Below are 19,944 nucleotides of genomic sequence, written 5' to 3'. Positions count from 1 at the left end.
CTCTCTTGTTGGAATTGTTAGAGATAGCTCACAGCCAGGGCGCCCCACGGGGACGCCCCGGAGCATTTCAGTACTACTTACTGCTTTTAACTGTGGGAGCGAGCTTGCTCGCGAAAGCGGTGTGTCAGCTACAAAAATGCTGACTGATACACCCTCTTCGCGAGCAAGCTCGCTCCCACATTGGATCTACGCGAACATGAAACTGGAGTCCGACAGGTTAGCCACTCCCACCCCGATCAGGGTCACGGCATAGTCGCCAATCTTCAGCACGGTGTCGTTGCCGGTCTGCGCCGCGTGTTGCTTGTAGTCGTAGCCCTGCCCCGCGCCTTCGACGCCCATGAACACCAGTTTGTCGCTGCCCTGATAACCGTTGATGGCATCGAAACCGAACGCGCCGCTGAACAGGAAGGTGTTGTTGCCACCCACCGCCGTCATCACGTCGTTGCCGGCACCGCCAACAAAGGTCACATGGCCCTTGTCGCTGATCAGTTTGTCGTCGCCACCGAGACCGAACAGCCAGTCACCGTCGGCCGTCGCGTGCAGCGCATTGCCGTAGCCATCGCCGCTGAGCGAGTGGTTGTACTGAGTCAGCTCGCTGCCATTGGTCAAACCCTTGGTCGTTACGCCCCAGGTGATTTCCTTGCTGCCCCACCACGAACCCGACTCCTTGCTCACCAGCGCGCCGATGTCGCGGGTCATGCTGATGCCGCCGTAGGCGTCGCGCACGTACAGCGTGCCGTCACCGTCGTTGGCGAAGCTGAAGTTTTGCAACGGTTTCTGCAGTTCGAAAGTGTTGTGGCCCTGGCCACCGAGCAGGATGTTGTAGCCGCCGTCATCACGAAAACGGTCATCGCCGCCCAGGCCTTCGAGGAAGTCGTTGCCCGCGCCGCCCTTGAGCCAGTCGTTGCTCTGCGTGCCGATGATGAACGTGCTGCCGGTGTGCGGCTCGCCGCTGCGGCCCAGGTCCTCGACCCAGGTCTTGCCACGGGACGCTTCTTCGAGGTTGGAGACGATGATCGTCGAGTCTTTATGCGTCAGGTTGTAGAACTTCGAATCGATCACCCGATTCAAGCCATCGGCATACCCCAGCGAGCCGTGGGCCGACCAGCTCAGCGGGTTGATGATGCTGAACGGCACGAGGTTCTGCGCGGTGGACGCGTAGTTGTCGTTGAAGTTGACGATGTTGTCGGTGGTCGAATCGTGTGGCTTGTCGTGTTTGCCCATCGAGGCAGTGCTGAACGTGGTGCCGTCGAGCACGCGGAACACCGGGTCGTTCTCGTAACCGATGTTGAGCACGTTGTTGCCGGTGCTGCTCTGGGTTGGCGAGGCGAAGGCAATGTAATTGGCGTCCTTGAAGAAGCCACCCCAGTTGTTCGCGCTCAATTCGGCCACGCTGTTGACGCCGAGCCCGCCAAGGCTGTGGCCGCTGATCAGCACGTCCTTGGCGGCGATGCCATTGGCGATGGCAAACGCGGCGACAGCCTTGAGCAGATTGTCGAAGGCATTTTTCGCGTAATTGCTTGCGTAGTCCGACGGCCCGATGGCGGCCAGCAAGTTGTTTTTCAGGTCGCCGAAGGTGTCGCTGTAACCCAGCCCGCCGGTGCCACGAAAGGCCACGCCGATGCCGATCAGTTTGCCGGCAGCATCGTATTTGCCGAGTACTTCCGCCTCGGCGCTGGTGAAGCCGTCCTTCTCACCAAAGAACGTGCCCTGCGGCCCGACCTTGCCCTGATAACCCAGCGCAGTGGCTGTGACCGGCGCCCAAGCGGTGGCCGGCAACGGTTTGCCGGTCGGCGTGTAGGCATACAACGTCAGTGCGATGGCATCGCTGTACAACGCTTTGCCATCGGCATTTTTATAATCGAACAGTCCCATGTTGTGCTCTCTCTTCCTTCAAATGTCTGGCAGCTCTTTGCAGAGCTGCCAGCACGCCTTAGAACTGCCAGTCGAGGGTCAGACCCACGCCGTGGTCCTTCTCGTTCGAGCCGATCAGTCCGTTGTAATCCAGGTTCACCCGCACATCGCGATTGAGCGCCAGACCTGCGCGCACACCGACCACTGCGGCGTCGCGATCCATCGACACGCTCTGCACGGTGAACGCGCTGTTGCCGTTGGCAAACGCCAGATGGCTGTCCGCGTCGACACTGCTCAGGTTGTGCTGCCAGCCGAGGCTCGCGCCCAGTTCCAGTTGATGCTGATCCGACAAGGCGAACGAACGCTTGGCACGCACGCCGAGGGTCGACAGCACCACATCGCGATTGTCCTCACCGCCCTTCAACGCTGCAGCATCACCTTTTTCGGTGAAGCTTTCAGTGTTCAGGTGCACGTAAGCCAGATTGGCGAACGGCTCCAGGTTCATCGGTTGCAGACCCAGATCATAAGCGGCTTCAGTGAACACTTGAGTGGTTGCGGCATCGTGCTTGGTCTTTTGTTTACCGCTGACGTCCCCGAACTGCAGGTCACGTTTGACGTCAACGCGATGCCAGCTGTAAGCACCACCGACGGTCAGGCGCAGTGCATCGATCTGATGCCCCAGGTACGCACCCAAATGGTAACTGTCGACCGACGTCGACGAATGCGTGCCGCTGCCCATGCTCAATGAGCTGTCGCTATAACCGGTAACGAAACCGAGACGGGTATCTTCAGCGATCAAACCGTCGACACCGGCCAACAGGCCACCGATGGAGCTGTTGGAATCGGCATTGTCATGCCCGCCATCGCTCTTGCCCCACGAACCCAGGACCTTGACCCAGGCGTTGCTGCGGTCGTCGGTCGGTGCGCCAGCGTTGAACAGATCACGCTCGCGCAGACGCTCGCCGACGGCTTCGCGCAGGTAACGGCTGTCGTTGATCAGCATCGTGCCAATGGCCGGGTGGATTTCGCCGGACAGTTGCTGAAAGGCTTGCTGCGCCGACGCCGCATTCGGCGACAGCAACAGGGTTTCGAACAGCGCATTGCCGGCGCCTAGACGTTCAGTCGCCGCACCGACCGCACGCTGGTTCGGTGTCAGGCCGACACTGGCGAACGAGGCATCGTTACGCCCGACCGCCAACTGGATGCCATCCGCCGAGTACGCCAGCGTACCGCCGAGGAAGGCGTAATCCGGCAGCACCTGACCGAAGCGCCCTTCGATACCGCCGGCCGCTTGCAGGATGTTGTAGCGCGTGCCGAGCAGGCTTTGCACCTCGTTGGTGGTCAGCAACGTCGGGCTGTTTTCCAGCGACATGCTCACCGTGGCGCCTTCAATCACGGCTTTGCCAGTAGCGATAATTTGATCGCTGCTGGTGGGCGACAGCTCTACGGCGTAGGTCGAACCCGGTGCAAACGTCACGTCGCCAGCCACGTTCAGCGTACCGATCGAGTTGCCGGGTGCGACCGTACCGCCGCTTTTCACCGACAGCGCGCCGATGTGGCCGTTGCCGCCGAGAATACCGCCGTCATTCACCGTCACCGCCGATTGCAGCGAACCATTGATGGCCAGGCGCCCCTGATTGACCAGGGTCGGGCCGCTGTAAGTGTTGTTGCCGGTCAGCACCAACGTGCCGATACCTTGCTTGGTCAACCCGCCGTGACCGGAAATGTCATTGCGCCAGGTGTCGAGGCCGCAGGTGATGTCATTGCACACGCGCTCGGTCGGTTTGCCCTGATCGATGATCGCGCCGATGCCCGGCAAATCGGCAACGAACTGGCCGGAACCGTAAGCGCCATCGATGCGGAATTCCGCCGGAATGTCCTGCTCGGTGACAAACATCGATGGGCCGTCGATGCCTTTGCGCAGGTTGATCATGCCCCAGCCGTACAAGGCGTCGATGCCCGGCGCGCCGAGGTCGGTGGCGGTGGTGCGCAGTACCGTGGCGACTTGATCACCGGTCATGTACGGGAAGCGCTCCATCAGCACCGCCATGGAGCCGGCGACGTGCGGCGCGGCCATCGAGGTGCCGTTGTAATTCTTGTAGCCGGTGGTCAGGTTGTCGGCGTTGGTGCCTTCGATGATCGAGCTGAAAATTTTCGTGCCCGGTGCCGAAACACAGAAACTCGCGGTGTAGCCGCAGCGCGAAGAGAACGTACTCATGATGTACGGGTTGGCGCTGGCCAGGTCCGGGTTCTGCTGCAACGCGGCGACGGTGATCCAGTTCGGCGCGATGTCCGGGACGAAGTAGCCGAGGCCGGCGATGGCGTCCGGGTTGTTGAGGTTGTAATCGTTGCCGGCGGCGAAGATCGTGACGATGCCGCTGCGTGCGGCGGCAATTGCGCCGTCGTAAGCGCCGCCGGGTTTAGTGCCGAGCAGTGTGCGGATCTCGTTGAACTGCAACTGCGCGTCATTGACGGTGAAATGCGGGTACGCCGGATCGCGGCCACCGAGGTCGAAACGGTCGGTGATGCCGATGCCCCAGCTGTTATTGATGATCCGCGCGCCGCTGGCGATCAGGGCATCCCAACCGGCCTTGTACACCGCGCCATCGTTACCCCGAACGATGCCGTCTTCCGGGCCCGGGTCGCCGTTGTCGGCGCTGATGATCTGCGCGCCGAACGCCACGCCGTGCATCACGCCGCCGTCGCGGCTGCCGGCGGCGATACCGCCGACGTGGGTGCCGTGGGCGCCGAGTTTGCCGTCGGAGCCGACCGAGGGCGAACCGTCATAGCGGAACGCATCGCCGGCTTTGACCGGGATGTACGGGTCGGTGTATTCGCGAATACCGCTGGTGACCAGCGTCACCACCTTGTTGCTGCCGGAGAACTCCGGGTGCGCGGCATAGACCGGTTGGTCGAAGATGCCGAGTTTGACGCCTTTGCCCGAATAACCGGCGGCGTAGGCGTAATCCGCGCCGATCGCGCCCAGGCCCCAATCGGCCTTGAATTCGCTGCTGCGCCAACTCGACGGATCGCCCGTACGACCGTTTTCCACGTACGGCGCAGCGTGTGCCGTGCCGATGGCACAGAGCACGGCGAGCGTGAGGGTTTTGAGGGCAAAGCGGCCACCCGTTTGCGCGGGGGTATTGTTGTTATTCATCCAGCGACCTTCCTTAGTGATGTTGCGAAAAATCCGTCTCTTCAGCTCTTATGATCGTTCCCACGCTCCGCGTGGGAATGCAGCCCGTGACGCTCCGCGTCACTGGACGCAGAGCGTCCCTAGAGGCATTCCCACGCAGAGCGTGGGAACGATCGGACGCAGAGCGTGGGGTTAAAACTGCCAGTTAAGGCTCAAGCCAACGCCATGAAGCTTCTCGCGATTGGCCAGTTGTCCGTTGTAATCAAGGTTCACCCGTACGTCTTTGCTCAAGGCCAGGCTGGCCTGCACGCCAACCAGCGCCGCATCGCGCACCAGCGCGGAGCTCTCCACCGCGTACGGCGTGCCACCGCTGGCAAAGCGCAGATGCTGCTCGGAATCGATGTCGCTCAGGCTGTGTTGCCAGCCGAGGTGACCACTCACGTCGAGTGATTGCTGGGGCGAAAGATTGAAGCTCTTGATCGCTCGCACACCGAGGGTGCTCAACACCGCGTCACGCTGATCACCGGAGCTTTTCAGCGCGGCGCCGTCACCCTTCTCGGTCAGACCTTCGGTGTTGAGGTGCACATAGGCCAGATTGGCAAACGGCTCCAGTGCCAGCGGTTGCAGGTGCAGTCGATACGCGGCCTCACCGAACACCTGAGTCGTCGTCGCGTCTACCTTGGCTTTCTGTTTGGCGCTGACGTCGCCGTACTGCAAATCGCGTTTCACATCAGCGCGATGCCAGCTGTAGGCCGCGCCGGTGCTCAAGCGCCAGGCGCCGATTTCGTGACCGGCATAGGCGCCGAGGTGATAACTGTCGACCTTGGCCGATGAGTGCGTGCCCGAACCCATGCTCAATGAACTGTCGCTGTAACCGGTGACCACACCGATGCGCGTCTGCTCGTCCAGCGCGCCATCGACACCGGCCAGCAGACCGCCGATGGAGGTGTTGTAGCCCGCCGTGTCATGGCTTGAATCGGTGTTGCCCCAAGCGCCGAGGGCCTTGACCCAGCCATTGCCTGGCGCCGCGTTGGTGTCGTGCAGACGTTCGCCCACCGCGTCGCGCAATTGACGGCTGTCATTGATCAGCATCGAACTCAACGCCGGGTAGATCTCGCCGCTCAGTTGCTGGAAGGCGTGTTGGGCAGAAGCGGCGTCAGGCGACAGCAACAGGCTTTCGTACACCGAATTGCCCGCGCCCAAGCCTTCGACGGCAACTGCGACCGAGCGTTGATTCGGCGTCTGGCCGACGCTGGCGAAGGTTGTCGCGTTGCGTTCGATGTCGAGTTGAATACCGTTGGCGGCGTAGTCGAGGCTACCGCCAATGAACAGATAGTTCGGCAGCACCGCGCCGAACCGACCCTGAATGCCACCGGCCGCTTGCAGGATGTCGTACTGGCGACCGAGCAGGCTTTGCGTCTGGGCAGTGCTGAGCAAAGTCGGACTGTTTTCCAGCGACAGGCTGACGGTGGCGCCGCTGATGTTGGCTGTGCCGCCGGCAACGATACGGTCGCTGCTGGTCGGTGACAGCTCCACCGCGTAAGTCGAACCCGGCGCGAAAGTGACGTCACCGGCCACGTTCAACGTGCCGATGGAATTGCCCGGCGCAACGCGGCCACCGCTGTTGGCGGTCAACGCGCCGATCCGCCCGGAACCGCCGAGTGTGCCGCTGTCGTTGACGGTGACACTTGAGCTCAGCGCACCGTTCACCGTCAGCAAGCCGCCATTGACCGTGGTCGGGCCGCGGTACGTGTTGTCACCGGTCAGGGTCAAATGTCCGCCGCCGGATTTAATCAGGCTGCCTTGATAGACCCGCGCTGCTGCCGCCGCATCACGGGCGCTGCCGACCGCGTAATCGGTCTGATCCTGTTGGCTGGCGTCCGCCGCAACGCCGTTCTGCCAGCCCTTGTCTTGCAGGGTTTGCTGCCAGGCCGCTTGTTCGGCGAGGTCTTCGCTGTGCCGCTGGATCAGTGCCCTGTCAGAGATGTCGTTGCTCCAGACATCGCTCTGCCCGGCCGCCAGACGGGCATCGAACGCCCCGAGTAACTGTCCCGGCCCGCGCATCGCCCGGTTCAGATTGGCCACGCCCCAGCCAACCCGCTCGGTGGGCGCATCGGTCGCCGAGCCATCCAGTTGCGTCGCGGTGGTCAGCAGCACGTCGAGGGCCTGCTGATTGTTCAGGTACGGGTAGCGTTCCATCACCAGCGCCAGTGCCCCGGTTGCATGCGGTGCAGACATCGAGGTGCCAGACTTGATCGCGTAACCGCCACCGGGAATGGTGCTGTCGATCTTCGCCCCCGGCGTGGTGATGCACCAGTATTTGGCGAGGCCGCACTGGTTGTACTTTTGCTGATTGCTCTGATCGAGGCCCGAGACCGCCAGCCAGTGACCTTCGAGGTCGGGCTGAAAGTACGGCAATGCCGAGCGCACGCTGGCATTCGGGTAGCCGCTGTTGCCGGCGCTGAACACGTTGATCACGCCGCGCCGGGACACATCGGCGGCGGCATCGAGCCAGGTGCCTTTGTTCCAGTGCTGGGCGTAAGCGGCGTGCAGATCGGCCAGTGTCCGGTAGCTGACATCTGGCGGCTGACTGCCCCAACTGTTGTTGATCGCGCGCACGCCGGCATCGGCGAGGGCGTCGTACACCGCTTTGAAATAGCGCGGGTCGGGATTCGGGCCGAACAGGAAGCTGTCGTTCTTGTTGGTGTTGCCCACGTAGATCTGCGCGTTGTACGCCACGCCGTGCATGCCGGTGCCGTCGCGAGACGCGCCCATGGTGCCGACGACGTGAGTACCGTGGGAATCGTTATTGGGATTGAGGGTGCCGTCGACGCTGAACAAAGAACCATCGATGTAGCTGCCGCTGGCCAGTACCGGGTGATAGCGAGCCGAGGCGAACTCGGGGTGGGCGGCATCGAAACCGGAGTCGAGCGCGCCGATTTTCACCCCTTGGCCGGTGATGCCGGCGGCGTAGGCTTGTTCGGCCTGCATGCGGCCCAGGCCCCAGTCACGCAGGAACTCGGCGCTGCGCCAACTGGCCGGATCGCCGGGTTTGCCGGCTTCGAGGTATTGGGCCTGCGCCTGGGTTGCAGAAATCACAAGCAGCAGGGTGCCGACCGAAATCGGCTTGATGCGTACGTCCATGTTCACCACTCACTTTTATTGTTTTATGCAGGTTCTTCTGCGGTGTTGCCTGTTCCCCTCACCCCAGCCCTCTCCCCGAGGAAGAGGGAGCCGACCGAGGTGTCTTGCGTCATGCATCGACCTGGGAAAAAGCGTCGATTGTCGATTTGGTAGAGCACATTCCCCGGGCAATGACCGAGGTGTCTTGCGTCATTCATCGACCTGGAATGCCCCGTCGATCTTGGATTCGGTGCCGCTCGTTCAGGTCGGTGTACTGCTGCAATATCCCCGGATCGGTCCCCTCTCCCTCCGGGAGAGGGTTAGGGTGAGGGCTGGTGAGCGACCACAAAAGCCTCGTCCACCCGCGCCAGATCCTGCTCGTTCAAGGTCCCGGCGTAGTAATGCAATTTCGTCCAGGCCATCAAATAGTCGTACCGCGCCTGCGCCAGATCGCGGCGTGTGGTGAACAGTTGTTGTTCAGCGTTCAAGGCGTCCAGATTGGTCCGCTCACCGCCGAGAATGCTCTGCCTGGTCGACACCACCAGCGCTTCAGCCGAGCTCAGCGCTTTTTGATAAGCGCGCAGTTTGCTCACCCCCGACAAACAGGCACTGAACTGCCGCCGCAGTTCAATCAGCGTCTCGCGCGTTTTGCCATCCAGTTCGTATTCGGCCTGCTCCATGGTGCGACTGGCCTGACGCGTCGAAGCCGACACCCCGCCACCGGCATACAACGGCACGCTGACTTCAAAACCAATGGTGTTGGTCTCGTAGCGCTGGTTGTACGTGTTGCCACTTTCCGACTCGTTCTGGCGCATCGACGCATACGCGCTGACCTTCGGCAGATGCCCGGCGCGGTTGCGCTCCACTTCATAGCGGGCGACCTCCACGGCCTGGCGTTGCGAGGCCAGATTCGGGTTATTGCTGACCGCTATTTCGTGCCAGGTGTCGTAGTTGGTCGGCTGCAGCGTGAACGTCTGGAAGTTCTGATCCAGCGGCACCAGATCGCCGATATTCACCGCCGGCGTGCCGACCAGTGCGCCCAGTTCCCGCAGCGCGGCATCCTGCTCGTTGCGCGCCTCGATCTCTTCGGCAGTCGCCAGCTCATAGCGCGACTCAGCCTCGAGAATGTCGGTGCGCGTGCCCTCGCCCTGCTTGAACATGTGCTCGTTTTGCTGGAACTGCTGCTCGTAGGCCTTCTTCTTCGCCTGGGCGATGTCGATCTGGTCCTGGGCAAACAATGCCTTGGTGTAGTTGTCCAGCACGCGGACCAGCAACTCCTGGCTCTTGCCACGAAAGTTCTCGTCGGCAAACAGCGACTGCGCGACACCTTTGCGATACGCGGCATAGGCCTCGTAATCGAGCAACGGTTGCTGCAGGGTCAGCGCCGAGCCGTAACTGCTGTAGTTGCGATCATCGGTACGGTTGCGCGCGCGCTCATCGAGCGACGTGGCTTTGGACGTGTTGCGCCCTTTGTTGTAGGTGTAACCGATGCGCGGCAGTAGGCCGGCACGGCCAATCGCGCGGTTTTCCAGGCCGGCATCGCGTTCCTTGATCGCGCCAAGGAACACCGGGTCATTGCGCAACGCTTGTTCGTAAATCTCGAACGGCCCCATCGCCGCCATTGCACTGTTGCCCGCCAGCAGCGCGAACGCTGCCGCCAGCATCGAAAGCTTATTCATACAGCCGAACATCCTTATTCCTCGGTCAACGCGGAGCCGGCCCGGTCGAGCAGCGGTTTGAACAGATAGTTGAGGAGTGAACGTTCGCCCGTGCGCACGAACATTTCTGCCGGCATGCCGGGCTTGATCACCAGACCGTTGAGTTTTTCCATGGCCTGATCGCTGACGCTGCTGCGCAACACGTAGTACGGCACGCCGGTTTTCTCGTCGACCATCTGGTCGGCGGAAATCAGGCTGACTTCGCCCGGCACACGCGGGGTTTTGCTCTGATTGAACGCGGTAAACAGAATGTCCACCGGCAAATGTGTGCCGACCTTGTCGATCAGGTTGATCGGCAAATGCCCTTCCACTTCCAGCCGCGTGCCTTGCGGAACGATCTCCAGCAACGTCTCGCCCTGACGCACCACGGCGCCTTCGGTGTGCACACCAAGGTTGACCGCGACACCGTCCGCGGTGGCGATAATCTCGCTGTGTTGCAGGTCGAAACCGGCGGAGGTCAGTTGCTCGGACAGGGTGACGCTCTTCAACTGCGCATCGGCCAGTTGCGTGCGCACTTCCTTCTGATATTCCTCGCCGTGCTGTTGCAGTTTCAGGCGCGACTCGAGGATGCCCTGCTCCACACGCCCGCTTTCACCGGTGTTTTCCGCCAGTTGCTGCTGCACTTGCGACAGCTGACGCTGGTATTCCATCAAGCGGTTGCGCGGGATGTAGCCGTTGTCTGCCAGCGGTTGCAGGTTGCTCAATTGTTGCTGCAGCGAATCGGCCTGGGCATTGAGGTCGGTACGCGCGCGGCGCATGCCGGCCAGTTGCGCGGTGGCGCCTTCGATGCTTGCGCGCAATCCGGCCTGCTCGCGGTAGAACGCTTCGCGACGGCTGCTGAACAGTTGCCGCTGACCTTCCAGCACCAGGGCCAGACGCGGATCCGGATCGCTGCTCAGTTCAGCCGGAAAGGTCACTTGTTTGAGGTTGTCACGCTCGGCCTGCCAACGCGCCAGGCTCGCCCACGCCATGCGGTATTGCGCTTGCAGCGATTGCACGTCGGCCGCGACCTGGGTCTGATCGAGACGAAACAGCGGCTGGCCCTGTTTCACGATCTCGCCTTCGCGCACCAGAATCCGGCTGACCACGCCACTGCTCATCGATTGCACGGCCTTGCGCTTGCCGGACACCACGACCGTGCCCTGCACCGGGATGCCTTGATCCAGCGGCGCCAATGCCGCCCAGGTGAAGAAACTGCCGGCGCCAACAATGGCCAGAATCCAGCCCATGCGTGCGAAGAACTTCGCGTCACGTTCAGGGCGTTCGGTGATGTAGGCGTGTTCCATGCTCGCTTCGTTTTCAGTGTTCATGCTGGCGCTGCTCATACACCCGAATTCCTTGTCGAGGGCTGATACTGTCGGCTCATGCTGAGCCCGCCCGGTGCTTGCGCAGGTTTCTCACGTTGTTGCTCCTGTTGGCCGGAGAGTGCCTTGAGCACGTCCTGACTCGGGCCGAAGGCTTGCAAACGGCCATCATTGAGAACCAGTAGTTTGTCAGCCTGGGCCAGCACCGAAGAGCGGTGTGTCACCAGCACCACGGTGGTGCCTTGGGCTTTAAGCGCGGCGATGGCGCTGGCCAATGCGGCCTCGCCGACGGTATCGAGGTTGGAGTTCGGCTCATCCAGCACCACCAGGCTCGGCGTGCCGTACATGGCCCGCGCCAGTGCCACGCGTTGCTTCTGGCCGCCCGACAGACCACTGCCGTCTTCGCCCAGTTGCGTGTCGTAGCCTTGCGGCAAACGCAGGATCATTTCGTGGACGCCGGCCTGTTGCGCGGCGGCGACGACTTTCTGTGCATCCGCCTCGCTGAAGCGCGCAATGTTCTCGGCGATGCTGCCGCTGAACAGTTCGATGTCCTGCGGCAGATAGCCAATGTACGGACCGAGTTGATCGCGGTTCCAGCGGTGAATGTCGGCGCCGTCCAGGCGCACGATGCCACCCAGGGTCGGCCACACGCCGACCAGCACCCGTGCCAGCGTCGACTTGCCGGAACCGGAAGCGCCGAGCACACCCAGCACTTCACCGGCAGCGAGATTGAAATTGACCATGTGCAAGGTCGCCGCACGTTGGCCCGGCGGGCCGGCGCTGACCTGTTCGAAGGTGATCTGGCCTTTCGGCGCGGGCAACGCCATGGCCTCGTCACTCGGCGGGAACGCTTGCAGCAGCGCATCGAGACGACGGTACGCCAGCTTCGCCCCGCTCCACTGTTTCCACACTGCGATCAACTGGTCGATCGGGCTGAGCACACGGCCCATCAGGATCGAACCTGCGATCATCATCCCGGCGGTCATGTCGCCCTTGATCACCAGCAATGCGCCAAGGCCCAGCACCAGCGATTGCAGGCACAGGCGCAGGGTTTTACTCAACGAACTGATCACCGCGCCGGTATCGCTGGCCTGATTTTGCAGGCCGAGGAAGCGCGAGTGCACCTGGAACCAGCGCTTGCGCAGCGAGCCGAGCATGCCCATCGCCTGAATGGTTTCGGCGTTGTGCAGGTGGCTGGTGGCCAACTGGCTGGATTTCTGCGAAAAGCCCGCGGCATCGCCCAGCGGTTTCTTGGTCATGTATTCGTTGAGGCACGCCAGCGCGATCAGCAGCAGTGCACCCGCGGTAGCGAGCACGCCGAGCCAGACGTTGAACAGGTAAATCACAAACAGATAAACCGGGAACCACGGCGCATCGAAAAACGCGAACAGCGCAGGCCCGGTGACAAATTGGCGGATGTGCGTCAGATCGCCCAGCGATTGCCCGGCGTTACCCTCGCCCTTGAACAGGTTGCGCTCGAACGCCGCTTGATAGACACGCAGGTTGAAGCGGCGCTCCAACTGGCTGCCGATGCGGATGACGATAAAGCTGCGGATCACCTCCAGCAGACCGATGAAGGCAAAAAAGCCTACGACCATCAGCGACAGCATCGCCAGGGTCGTTTCGTTCTGCGACGACAGCACCCGGTCATAGACCTGGAGCATATAGATGGAGGGCACCAGCATCAGCACGTTAATCAGTGCGGTAAAGCAACCGACGCTGATCAGGATACTTTTATAGTCACCCAATGCCTTGAATAAGGGAGCGGTGGCTGGGGCCTTCGCCATCTTCATTGATTATTCCTGAAAGATATCTCTCGCCAATCTTTGGCAAGACTGCAATTAGTTATCCGCGCACAGTCGGCATTTTCTTTTCAAGTGGCTGCTTACACTTTCATAACAACTTCCGCAATTTAAGGCGGTGCAGTTGCAATCGATCCTGTCTGCTTATAACCACCGCGTGTCGCTTTATATTAAAACTGTGTCGTTCGCTGGATGATCAAGACTATTGCGCAGCACGCTCAAGTGTAATCACCAGCCCCGACTTCAAAGTCGTCAGATAAAACCCATCACGTTGTCGGCTGAAAAACTGGATTCTTGAGCCTTCCTTGCCGGTGATCGACAGGCCATCGGGATCGGGAAACCAGCCGATCGGGGTTTCTTCAAGCCACGCGCCGAGGCAGTCGGCGCCCTCTCCCAAGGTCTTGTTTACTTTTAATTCCAAGGAGCAAGTGTTGGAGGGTTTGTCCTGCTGCTTTTGCGCTTGTGCGTCGTCATCCCGGGTCGACAAGGTGGCCTGCCAGGGCCCGGCAAATACCGAGGGTTCTTCAAGTCTGAGGCTGCTTGCCATACTGGTTTCTCCTGAAATCATCATGAGCGCCGCCGAAAGCCACGCCGCTACCGTGTAGGTAAAAGCTTTATTGATCATGGGAATTTTCGCTCCGGCGCGTAGCCTTGCCTACCGATTCGACCGATGCAAGTAAAGAAAGCGGCGCATCACACGCCGCTTTCCACTGCTACATCACGCCACGATGTCGCTGGTCGCGGCCTGGCCAACGGTGCTGACCTGGAAATCAGCCACGCCGTGCCCGGAGAAGTCCACCGACAGCAGGCTGTTGCCGCCCGACGAGGTCAGGATGGCGTCGCCGGCAGCACCGGTGAAGCTGCTGACGAAGTGCAGGCCCGCACCGTTGGTGATACCGGTCAGATCGATTTTGTCGAGGCCGCTGACGAAATCGAGTATCTGATCGATCGCACCTGGCTTGGAGTCCGAGCTGGCAGCGAACACGAAGGTGTCCGAACCCGCGCCGCCCCACAGCTTGTCGGCACCGCCCGCGCCGTAGAGGATGTCGTTGCCGGCACCGCCCTTGAGCTCGTTGGCCACGCTGTTACCGATCAGCAGGTCGTTGCCCGAACCGCCAATGGCGTTCTCGATGATCGCGCCTTTGGCAATGGACACGTTGCCCACCAGGCCGCCAACGTCGGAGAACGAGGCGTCATTGAGGTTGATCTTCTGGTTCTGGGTGAAGCCCGAGAAGTCCAGAGTATCCTTGCCGCCGGCATCCCACACCGAGAACACCACTTTGTCACTCGACGACGAAGCGCTGAGGAAATCGCGGCCAGTGTTGGAATTGAAACCGTAGGTGGTGTCACCGGTACGGGTGGTGGTGTTGGCGCCGTAGAGCTTCTGGATGGCGGCGATGTCGTCCATCAACGGGCCGGAAGCATAGGCTTCTACGCCGCCCTTGCTGAAGTTCTGGTTGGTGTTGCTTTCGCTCCAGTAGCTCATAAGGCTGTAACCGCGGGTGTCTTGCCCGTAGGAAGCATCCTTGTAAGTCGGGTTGCCTTCGCCGGCGTTGTAATCACCAGGGTGAGACAAGCCCAGGGTGTGACCGATTTCGTGCGTCAGGGTTTGACGCCCGTAATTGCTCAGGCCCGGGGTTTTGTTGACGTCGTAGCCACTGCCGGTCAGGTACCAGGACTGACCGTCGTAGCCAGGCTCGGTGCCTGGCAGGAACGCAAACGCTGCTGCCCCTTCCTGGCCGCCGCTGTAGTTGCCGAAGGTCATGTGACCATCGCCACCTCTGGCAGCTTCGGTAAACGTTACATTGGCGACATCGGCCCAGGATTGCATGGCGAGCACGGCCTGAGCCTTCTGCAGGGAACTGAACTGACTGAACCCGGTGACACCCAGGCCGCTGAAGTTGGCGGTTTTGGCGGTCAGAAAGGTGTAGGTCAGTTCGATTTTGCCGCTGTGATCAAGGTCGTTCCAGTGCGCGCCATCGCGCAGTAACTGGGTGGCGGCCTGGTCGACCGAGAAGGAGGGTTTGCCATTGACCGTGAGGTTGCCGCCACGATCGTATTGATGGCTGAAGCTATTGATCTGGTTATACGCCGAGCTGGCCGCAGCCAGGGATTGTGGCGCTGCGGACAGCAAAAAAGCCTGTTCGGCGGTATCAATAGCATTAGCTTTAACTTTCGACATAAACACACTTCCTTGTTTAGCAATGGAACAGTTTTTGTCCGACAGGACGTTCTCTGGCGAGATCGTCCTATCACTCGCCCAATGAAGGCGTAAGAAACCTGACACAATTTGAAATCTGCCGTAAAGGATTTTTTTGAGATCAAATCGGACTGTTTCGCAAAACTGCCGTAAACAAAGCGCGCGGGGTCGAAAGAATGTTTTAGTTGTGGTGCTTTTGCCTAATTGTCTGACGATTTTCTATTTAAATATTAAATATCGGTAAGTTGTTTTTTGTTAGACGCGTCTCACTTTGCTGCACTTTATTAGTGCAATGCCAGTGTATTGATATCACTTTCTAAAACACTGAAAACCCAATGTGGGAGCGAGCTTGCTCGCGAAGGCTTCTAGTCACTCACCATTGATGCTGAATGACACTTCGCCTTCGCTAGCAAGCTCGCTCCCACAGGGGTGATTTATGTATGCCTGGGTGATCAGCTACCGGTGCGGATCTTGTTCCACACACGGGTGCGGATCCGGTCAATGTTGAGCGGCATCGCCTCCAGCGCAAACAACTTGCCCATCATCTCCGGGCTCGGATACACCTTGGTGTCGTTCTTGATCGCCGGGTCGATCAGGCTGTCCGCCTGCTCGTTACCGTTGGCGTAGTGCACGTAGTTACTGATGCCGGCCATCACGTCCGGGCGCAGCAGGTAGTTCATGAAGGCGTAACCGGCCTTCTCGTCCGGCGCATCGGCGGGCATGGCGACCATGTCGAACCAGATGGCTGCGCCTTCCTTGGGAATGTTGTAGCCAATGTCGACACCGTTCTTGGCTTCCTTGGCGCGATTCTCGGCTTGCAGAATGTCGCCGGAGAAACCAACCGCCACGCAGATATCGCCGTTGGCAAGGTCGCTGGTGTATTTCGAGGAGTGGAAGTAGCTGACGTACGGCCGCACTTTCATCAACAGCGCTTCGGCTTTCTTATAGTCCTCGGGATTTTTGCTGTGGTGCGGCAGGCCCAGATAGTTGAGCGCCGCCGGCAGTAATTCCGGGCCGTTGTCGAGGATCGCCACGCCGCACTTCTGCAGCTTTTCCATGTACTCGGGCTTGAAGATCAGGTCCCAGGAATCCACCGGCGCGTTGTCGCCCAGCACCGCTTTGACCTTGGCGATGTTGTAGCCGATGCCGGTGCTGCCCCACAGGTACGGGAAGCCGTGCTCGTTACCCGGATCGTTGGTTTGCAGCGCTTTGAGCAGCACCGGATTGAGGTTTTTCCAGTTCGGCAATTGGCTCTTGTCGAGCTTCTTCAGCGCCCCGCCCTGAATCTGCCTGGCCATGAAGTGGTTGGACGGGAACACCACGTCATAACCGGATTTGCCGGTCATCAACTTGCCGTCGAGGGTTTCGTTGCTGTCGTAGACGTCATAGGTGACACCGACGCCGGTTTCTTTCTCGAAGTTCTTCGTGGTGTCCGGTGCGATGTAGTCGGACCAGTTGTAAACCTTGACCGTTTCCGCTGCCTGAGCAAGGGAAACGGCGAGCATCAGCGGTGCCAGAGCGAGGGTCTTGCGGATCATGGATCGATTCCTGTGTGGGTTTTCTTTTTTGTTGGCAGGCAATCAAAGGATCAAACAATCAGAAAATCAGCACGTAGCTCTTGCGCACGGTTTCCTGGATATCCCAGATCCCGAGCGTGTTGGCCGGCAACATCAGTGCGTCGCCACCTTGTATGTGCAGGGTTTCGCCGCCACCGTCGGGGGTGAACGTGCAACGCCCGGAGATGAAATGGCAGAACTCTTGCGCGGTGATCTGCCGGCGCCAGCGCCCCGGCGTGCATTCCCAGACGCCGGTTTCGACGCCGTCGTCGCGCTCGACGCTGGTGGTCGAAGCGATCGCCACCGGTTCGCCGAGGGGCACGGCCACCGGGTTGGACTCATCCAGTTGCAGGGTTGCAGTGTTTTTAAACTGGGTAATGCTCATGGTCTGACCTGTCTTTTGGGCTTTCTTGAAGTCAATCGGCGTTTAGTGCATGAAACCTTCCATGAAACCCGCCACCTGGCTGGCGAGTTTGCGCCGCCATGGCGCAGTCGCCGGATTGGCCAGGGTCTGGTCTTCATGGACAAAGCTTTTGATGATCGCGTTGTAGCCGAGCCAGCGACATGGCTCCGGCTCCCAGGCGCGCAGCGCATGAATGCCGCCGTCCGGCAGCACCCACGGTTGCTGAGTCAATTCACTGTCGCGCTCAAGAATCAGGTCCGCGAGGGTCCGGCCGCCGAGATTGCTCGCACCGACGCCCTCGCCGCCATAACCGCCGGACAGCGCGATGCCATTGGCGCGGTCGCAGAGCATGTGCGGCTTGAAATGCCGGGACATGCCGAGATTGCCGCCCCAGGCGTGAGTGATCTGCACGTTCTTCAATTGCGGGAACAGTTCGCCGAACAGGTAGCGACGCAACTCGACTTCATCGCGAGTCAGATCGAAGTTGTGGCGCAGCTTGCCGGCAAATTGATAACCGCCACGTGCGCCGAAGATCAGGCGGTTATCCGCGCTACGCTGGCCGTAAGTGACCTGGCGGCTGAATTCGCTGAAGGCTTGTCCACGGTTGAGGCCAATCTCGTCCCAGGTCGCGGCGGACAAGGGCTCGGTGGCAACGATCAGGCTCTGCACCGGTAACTGATAGCGGCCCAGTGGCGGCAACGTCACCGAATAACCCTCGACGGCCGGCACGATCCAGCGACTGCGCACACTGGCCTTGGCCGTGCGCAGGCTGCCCGATTGCCAATGGGTGACCGGGCTGTTTTCGTAAATCTTCACGCCCATGTTTTGCACGGTTCGCGCGAGGCCGCGTACCAGTTTCGCCGGATGGATAGTCGCCACATGAGGTGCGTAAATCCCGCCATAAGGCTTGGCGACGCGGATCTGCTGCGCGAGTTGTTCGGGGCTGAGCCAGCGGTAATCGTCGTCGGTCAGGCCTTGGGCGTGCAGCTTGGCCAGATATTCACGCAGCGTCGCTTCCTGCTCCGGGTAACGTGCCGCGCAATACAGCACGCCGCCCTTGCGGTAATCGCAGTCGATGCCTTCACGTTCAAGGACGATTTCCACTTCATCCGGAATGCTGTGCAGCAGATCGAACGACGCGCGGCGCTGCTCCGGCGACAACCCGGCCAGCAGACGATCTTCGCCGAGCAGATTGCCCATCAGCCAGCCACCGTTGCGGCCAGAGGCGCCGAAACCGGCGGTTTGCGCCTCGATAATGGCGATATCCAGACCGGGGGCGAGTTTCTTCAGGTAATACGCGGTCCACAGCCCGGTGTAACCGGCGCCAATGATGGCCACGTCGACGTCCAGGTCTCGCTGCAACTCAGGCCGCGCGGTCAGCGGCTCGTCGAGTTGATCCATCCACAAACTGATAGTGCGCCACGCCGGCATGCAAGACTCCGCCACTGAAATTCTTCGATGGCGTCGATCCTAGTGCGCAGGCTCAGGAGAAGTCTTGCGCGCGTGTCCGCAAAGAAATTTGTTTAACGTAAGCCTTGGGTGACTGGCCGGTGTGCTGCCGGAAACAGCTGTAGAACGCCGACAACGAATTGAACCCGGCAGCGAAGGCCAGCTCATCGATGCGCACTGGTGGCACGGCGTTTTCCAGCGCGCGCAGCAAATGTTGCAGGCGCGCCTGATTGACGTAGCGATAGAAGCGCTGCCCCAGCACCTGGTTCAACAGGTAGGAAATCTGGTTGCGGCTGTAGCCGCACTCCTTCGCCACGCGCTGAAGGTCGAGTTCGGGATCGAGGTACGGCTGCTGCCGCTCGAAGTATTGCTGCAGATCGTCAGCCATGAAGCTCAACTGGCGCGGCGACAGGCCCAGACGACTGACTGCCGGGCGCTGGCTCGGCGTTTTGCTGCCCTCGCTCTGCGTGCGCACCAGCGAAGCGTATTCGTTGACGCGCCAGATCAGCCCGTCCTTGACCGTGATCGCCTCACTGGAGCGGAACGACACCAGCCCTTCACCACCGCGCAAGGTCACTTCGTATTGAATGAACGCGGTATTGCCGTCGATCCGAATTCGGTCGCAATGCTCAAGCAACTCGTCGGATTCTCGCGGCATGCTGACGCGCACGTACTCACGCAATTCGTCGAGGCCGAGCACGCGGTTCTGGAAGAAATCGTTGTACTGGATGTCCGGGTGATACAGCGCCATGACGCTGTCCAGATCGCGGTGCTTCCAGCTCAAGTGATAGCGCATGACCGTGGCAGCGGTGGCCGGAGTCTGTTCGGGGCCGTCGTCGTCGGCGTGCATAAGGGGCTCGGCGAAAAAGAATCGAGCTTGCCCAAGTTCGGCACCGGCTTCAATGACTAATCCGTAGTGGCATTCTGGCGACGTTTGCGTAGGCCGTGACTTACATCAAAAAATGCGAAGCAATCGCAAAAAGAACTGAAAAATCTCACAGGGATTTCACACCGGGATGCTACTTTTAATGGCAGTCACCGGTTGAGCCAATGAAGGCTCTTCCCACCTAACATGAGCAAACGGAAGCGCTCGATGAAGAAGGCGGGCAACACATGAATAAAGGGTCAAGCAAAGTCACGTTCCCCAATGCATGCCAGCTGATGCGCTGGCATTTTCATCCCATGGGTTTCGAGGCGACGATGGACGCGCCGGGCAGCATGATTGCCCGTCTGTTTGATCGCGCCAGTGGCGAAACCATGATCGCGATTGCCGGCATCCCGTGCGCGACGGTGATGAATGCGGCCGATGTCGAGCGAATTATCGAGGCTGTGGAGGACGAGCTGGAAGCTTTTGTACCTCCGGAGTCTCTCAGGAGTTACGCATAACCTATTGATTAAA

The 19,944-nt window shown here is 60.5% G+C and carries 13 protein-coding genes; 1 reads left to right on the top strand and 12 read right to left on the bottom strand.

Features of this window, described 5'->3' with window-relative positions; all coding sequences use genetic code 11:
• Nucleotides 1–186: 186 nt before the first annotated feature.
• The 12 genes from WA225_RS16625 to WA225_RS16570 form a co-directional block, all read right to left on the bottom strand.
• Nucleotides 187–1,875 carry a polyurethanase gene (locus WA225_RS16625; RefSeq protein WP_422608743.1) on the bottom strand — a complete coding sequence of 563 codons (1,689 nt, stop codon included), beginning with the start codon at nt 1,873–1,875 and terminating at the stop codon, nt 187–189.
• A 58-nt stretch (nt 1,876–1,933) separates the two neighbouring features.
• Nucleotides 1,934–5,011 carry an autotransporter domain-containing protein gene (locus WA225_RS16620; RefSeq protein ID WP_422608742.1) on the bottom strand — a complete coding sequence of 1,026 codons (3,078 nt, stop codon included), beginning with the start codon at nt 5,009–5,011 and terminating at the stop codon, nt 1,934–1,936.
• Between the two features lie 171 nt (nt 5,012–5,182).
• Nucleotides 5,183–8,134, bottom strand: a complete 2,952-nt coding sequence (locus WA225_RS16615; RefSeq protein ID WP_422608741.1) for an autotransporter domain-containing protein — start codon at nt 8,132–8,134, stop codon at nt 5,183–5,185.
• A 299-nt stretch (nt 8,135–8,433) separates the two neighbouring features.
• Nucleotides 8,434–9,804, bottom strand: a complete 1,371-nt coding sequence (locus tag WA225_RS16610) for a TolC family outer membrane protein (protein WP_422608740.1) — start codon at nt 9,802–9,804, stop codon at nt 8,434–8,436.
• 2 nt (nt 9,805–9,806) lie between these two features.
• The gene (locus tag WA225_RS16605) at nt 9,807–11,156 is read right to left on the bottom strand and encodes an HlyD family type I secretion periplasmic adaptor subunit (protein ID WP_422608739.1); all 1,350 of its coding nucleotides are present in this window, start codon (nt 11,154–11,156) and stop codon (nt 9,807–9,809) included.
• Nucleotides 11,153–12,928, bottom strand: a complete 1,776-nt coding sequence (locus tag WA225_RS16600; RefSeq protein WP_422608738.1) for a type I secretion system permease/ATPase — start codon at nt 12,926–12,928, stop codon at nt 11,153–11,155. Before WA225_RS16600 ends, WA225_RS16605 begins: the two co-directional genes overlap by 4 nt.
• Before the next feature lie 211 nt (nt 12,929–13,139).
• Nucleotides 13,140–13,562, bottom strand: a complete 423-nt coding sequence (locus WA225_RS16595) for an AprI/Inh family metalloprotease inhibitor (RefSeq protein WP_422608737.1) — start codon at nt 13,560–13,562, stop codon at nt 13,140–13,142.
• Nucleotides 13,563–13,655: 93 nt separating this feature from the next.
• The gene (locus WA225_RS16590; protein ID WP_422608736.1) at nt 13,656–15,119 is read right to left on the bottom strand and encodes a serralysin family metalloprotease; all 1,464 of its coding nucleotides are present in this window, start codon (nt 15,117–15,119) and stop codon (nt 13,656–13,658) included.
• Nucleotides 15,120–15,589: 470 nt separating this feature from the next.
• On the bottom strand, nt 15,590–16,675 hold the full coding sequence (locus WA225_RS16585) for a polyamine ABC transporter substrate-binding protein (protein ID WP_257355198.1): 1,086 nt from the start codon (nt 16,673–16,675) through the stop codon (nt 15,590–15,592).
• Nucleotides 16,676–16,733: 58 nt separating this feature from the next.
• Entirely contained in the window at nt 16,734–17,078 is a 345-nt protein-coding gene (locus WA225_RS16580; RefSeq protein WP_093431317.1) for a cupin domain-containing protein, read from the bottom strand.
• A 42-nt stretch (nt 17,079–17,120) separates the two neighbouring features.
• Nucleotides 17,121–18,527, bottom strand: a complete 1,407-nt coding sequence (locus WA225_RS16575; RefSeq protein WP_422608735.1) for an NAD(P)/FAD-dependent oxidoreductase — start codon at nt 18,525–18,527, stop codon at nt 17,121–17,123.
• Between the two features lie 52 nt (nt 18,528–18,579).
• Nucleotides 18,580–19,395, bottom strand: a complete 816-nt coding sequence (locus tag WA225_RS16570; RefSeq protein ID WP_422608734.1) for a helix-turn-helix domain-containing protein — start codon at nt 19,393–19,395, stop codon at nt 18,580–18,582.
• Nucleotides 19,396–19,658: 263 nt separating this feature from the next.
• Here WA225_RS16570 and WA225_RS16565 point away from each other — a divergent pair, with 263 nt between their 5' ends.
• Complete coding sequence (locus tag WA225_RS16565; RefSeq protein WP_038367758.1) at nt 19,659–19,931, top strand: DUF1652 domain-containing protein; 273 nt, start codon at nt 19,659–19,661, stop codon at nt 19,929–19,931.
• Nucleotides 19,932–19,944 lie beyond the last annotated feature (13 nt).

This window comes from Pseudomonas sp. (genome assembly GCF_049300855.1).
GTDB lineage: Bacteria > Pseudomonadota > Gammaproteobacteria > Pseudomonadales > Pseudomonadaceae > Aquipseudomonas.
The sequence above is the reverse complement of the archived record's forward strand: the minus strand, read 5'-3'. Positions and strand labels throughout refer to the sequence as shown.